Genomic DNA, 3,518 nt, shown 5'->3' with positions numbered 1-3,518 from the left:
TTTCCGACTCTATCAGACTCTTTCGTGTCCGATTTCCTCGGTGCCTTTCCGGTTCCCGCTCCGGCCTTTCGGCTTTCGCGTTTCCCTTTCCGGCGATTCCGACTTTATCAGAAGTTTTCGGCCGGTCTTACCGGCTTCGCATTCCGAATCATCGGGGGTGGCTTCTCGTCAATGAAATTCAAGAAGCAGACAGACTTTAACTGGTGCCGCTGGACTTGTCCAGCTCTAGGCAACTGTTCGAATCTACCTCCCCGGTCCTTCCGTGTCAACGGTTTTTCCGGGGCGATGAGGAGACTAGCAGGTCAGCCGGGCCGTACGCACATCACGCTGCGAGGGGGACCGAAGCGCTGCGTTCGTCCTGGTCCAGGTCCCCCGTCTCGCCCGCACGGGCCGCTCTGCCGCCCAGCACATAGACGTACGCGAGGAATGCCAGTTCGGCGGCGATTCCGATGGTGATGCGGGCCCAGGTCGGGAGGCCTGACGGGGTGACGAAGCCTTCGATGGCGCCGGAGACGAAGAGGACCAGGGCCAGGCCGATGGCCATGCCGAGGGCCGCGCGGCCCTCCTCCGCCAGGGCGGTGCGGCGGGGGCGGGGGCCCGGGTCGATGACGGTCCAGCCGAGGCGCAGGCCTGTGCCGGCGGCTACGAAGACCGCCGTCAGTTCGAGGAGGCCGTGCGGGAGGACGAGGCCGAGGAAGGTGTCGAGGCGGCCGGCAGAGGACATCAGGCCGATGCCCACACCGAGGTTGAGCATGTTCTGGAAGAGGACCCAGAGGACGGGGAAGCAGAGGAAGGCTCCCAGGACCAGGCACATCGCGGCTGCCTGGGCGTTGTTCGTCCAGACCTGGGCGGCGAAAGAGGTCGCGGGGTGACTGGAGTAGTACGTCTCGTACTGGCCGCCGGGGCGGGTCATCTCGCGGAGCTCGCTCGGGGCGGCGATCGTGGACTGCACTTCGGGGTGGGTGCCGATCCACCAGCCGATCACCGCTGCCAGGACCGTCGAGAGCAGGGCGGTGGGTATCCACCAGCGGCGGGATCGGTAGACCGCTGCGGGGAAGCCGTGTGTCAGGAAGCGGGTCACGTCTCGCCAAGAGGCGCGGCGTGTGCCCGTCACGGCGCTCCGCGCGCGTGCCACCAGATGTGTGAGGCGCCCGGTGAGCTGCGGATCGGGTGCGGTGGACTGGATCAGGGAGAGGTGGGTCGCGGCGCGTTGGTAGAGAGTGACGAGTTCGTCGGCCTCGGCTCCGGTGAGGCGGCGCTGGCGGCGCAGCAAGGCTTCCAGTCGGTCCCACTCGGCTCGGTGGGACGACACGAAGACGTCGAGGTCCATCGGTTGACTGCTCCTCGTAGCTCCTCGCACTGCGGCGCGTGATGCATCAGCTTGGCAGACTGGCCAGTCCTACGGCAGTGCGGGGAAGGGGTGGCGGCGTGAGTGAGCTGGTGACGGGCGAGGCGGTGGCGCTGGAGCTGCGGCCCGCGAAGCTGCCCAGTCGGGCGCTGGCCGTGCTGATCGACATGGTCGTGGCATGGGCGGTGTATCTGGGCGTGACCATCGGGATCGTCGCCTCGACTTCTTCCTTGGACGATGCCGCGGCCGCCGCGGTGGCGGTGGCCAGCTTCGTGCTGGTTCTGGTCGGTGGGCCGATCGCCGTCGAGACGCTCAGCCACGGGCGGTCTCTCGGGAAGCTGGCGTGCGGGTTGCGCGTGGTGCGGGACGACGGCGGGCCCATTCGGTTCCGGCACGCGCTGGTGCGGGGGGCCATCGGGGTCGTCGAGATCCTGCTGACATTCGGGGTCGTCGCGTGCATCGCGTCGCTGGTGTCGGCGCGGGGGCGGCGGCTCGGGGATGTGTTCGCGGGGACGCTGGTCGTGCGTGAGCGGGTGCCCGCGGGGCGTGCGGCGTTCGTTCCCCCGCCGCCGCCCTGGCTGGTGGGGCAGTTCTCCGGGCTTGACCTCTCAGGAGTGCCGGAGAGTCTGTGGCTGGCCATCCGGCAGTACCTGACGCGGATGCAGCAGCTGGATCCGCAGGTGGGCTGGGCGATGGCGGAGCGGCTCGCCGGGGATCTGGCGGAACGGACCGGCGCTCCGGCGCCCCACGGGGTGCCGCCTGCCGCGTATTTGGCGGCCGTGGTGCACGAGCGGCAGACGCGGGATGCGCGGCGGGCTGCTGGTAGCGGCGGTGGCGGTGGTGGTGTGGGCTCTGACCATGTGGGTGGCTCGGGGGCTGTGGGTGGCTCCGGTGCCGTCGGGGGCGGTGCTCACTCGGTCGCTTCTGCTCCGCCTCCCGTCCGGCCTGCTCCTGCTCCTGCTCCTGCTCCTGCTCCGGCTCCTGCTCCTGCTCCTGCCGGCCAGGAGGCGGAGGCATCTCGGCCGGTTACCGGGTTCCAGCCGCCTGCCTGATCCGTGTCAGGCGAGGGCCGGCGGCCGTCAGGCGAAAGTCGACGGTGGGGTTTCGAGGTGCTCCAGCTCGATGCCGGGGGCCGCGAGGACGACGTCGCCGGCGATGTGGACGGTGTGCTGTTCGCCGGTGTCCAGGGCCGTGACCTGGTACTCGTCCACGATCAGAGGGCCGTTGTCAGTGGCGTGTGCTTCGCTTTTCAGCAAGGTCCAGGACTGGTCGAGGGTGCGGGGGGCCAGGACCGGGTCTGTGAAGGCGACCAGGCGGATACGGGTCGCGGGGGAAGCGGGGGTCAGGCGCAGGAGCCGGGCCGTCGCGATGAGGAAGGCGGGGGATGTGCCGGTGAATGCGTGGGCGGGGGCGTTGTCTTCGGTGGCGTGGGCGCCTGTGGGGTCGGTGCGGACCCAGGTGACGCCGTTGAGGGCGCCGGCGCGGACCTGCCAGTCGCCTGCGCGCAGTTCCAGGCGGATGGGGCGACCGCGGTCGTCGAGTGCGAGGTCGACGGAGCCGGCGGGGGTGCCGGAAGGGGTGGTTCGTTGGGAGACGTAGCGCCAGCCGGAGGGGCCGGGCGCGCAGTGGAAGTGTTCTTCACCGAGGGGGGTGTGATCGTGCGGATCGTGAAGCGAATATCGGCCGCGGGGCATGGGCTGGGTCCTGGTCCTCGGTCGGGTTTCTGCGCTGAGCTGTAGGTATCGCGAGCTGCTCTGTGGGTGTCGCGGGCTGAGCTATAAGTGTCGCCTCGAGCTGAGCTGTAGGTATCGCCTCAAAGGGGCAGGCCCCCGCCGCGGGGGCGAGGGCCTGCTGAGGTGGGGCTGACCAGCGGCCGGCCGGCGGCCAGTGGCCGGTCGAGGATCAGTAGCGGTAGTGGTCGGGCTTGAAGGGACCCTCGACCTCGACACCGATGTAGGCAGCCTGCTCCGGGCGCAGCGTCGTCAGCTTCACACCCAGCGCGTCCAGGTGGAGGCGGGCGACCTTCTCGTCCAGGTGCTTGGGCAGGACGTAGACGCCGGTGGGGTACTGCTCCTGCTTGGTGAACAGCTCGATCTGGGCCAGCGTCTGGTCGGCGAAGGAGTTGGACATCACGAAGGACGGGTGCCCGGTGGCGTTGCCCAGGTTGAGC

At 69.4% G+C, this 3,518-nt stretch carries 4 protein-coding genes; 1 reads left to right on the top strand and 3 read right to left on the bottom strand.

Going from position 1 to position 3,518, the window contains the following annotated elements:
• Positions 1 to 322: 322 nt before the first annotated feature.
• The gene (locus ACZ4Z4_RS38180) at positions 323 to 1,330 is read right to left on the bottom strand and encodes a stage II sporulation protein M (RefSeq protein WP_468338479.1); all 1,008 of its coding nucleotides are present in this window, start codon (positions 1,328 to 1,330) and stop codon (positions 323 to 325) included.
• Between the two features lie 98 nt (positions 1,331 to 1,428).
• On the opposite strand from ACZ4Z4_RS38180, the gene ACZ4Z4_RS38175 reads away from it, so the two are divergent.
• The gene (locus ACZ4Z4_RS38175; RefSeq protein WP_468338476.1) at positions 1,429 to 2,400 is read left to right on the top strand and encodes an RDD family protein; all 972 of its coding nucleotides are present in this window, start codon (positions 1,429 to 1,431) and stop codon (positions 2,398 to 2,400) included.
• Between the two features lie 27 nt (positions 2,401 to 2,427).
• Here the strand turns inward: ACZ4Z4_RS38175 and ACZ4Z4_RS38170 are convergent, their stop codons facing one another.
• Both ACZ4Z4_RS38170 and ACZ4Z4_RS38165 read right to left on the bottom strand, forming a co-directional pair.
• Positions 2,428 to 3,042 carry a hypothetical protein gene (locus ACZ4Z4_RS38170; protein ID WP_468338473.1) on the bottom strand — a complete coding sequence of 205 codons (615 nt, stop codon included), beginning with the start codon at positions 3,040 to 3,042 and terminating at the stop codon, positions 2,428 to 2,430.
• A 208-nt stretch (positions 3,043 to 3,250) separates the two neighbouring features.
• Positions 3,251 to 3,518 (bottom strand): adenosylhomocysteinase (locus ACZ4Z4_RS38165; RefSeq protein WP_468338470.1); only part of this gene is annotated, 268 nt, incomplete at its 5' end.

The sequence above is a fragment of the Streptomyces sp. NPDC030245 genome (genome assembly GCF_055572995.1).
Note: the sequence above shows the minus strand (reverse complement) of the source record. Positions and strands in the feature narration are given on the sequence as shown.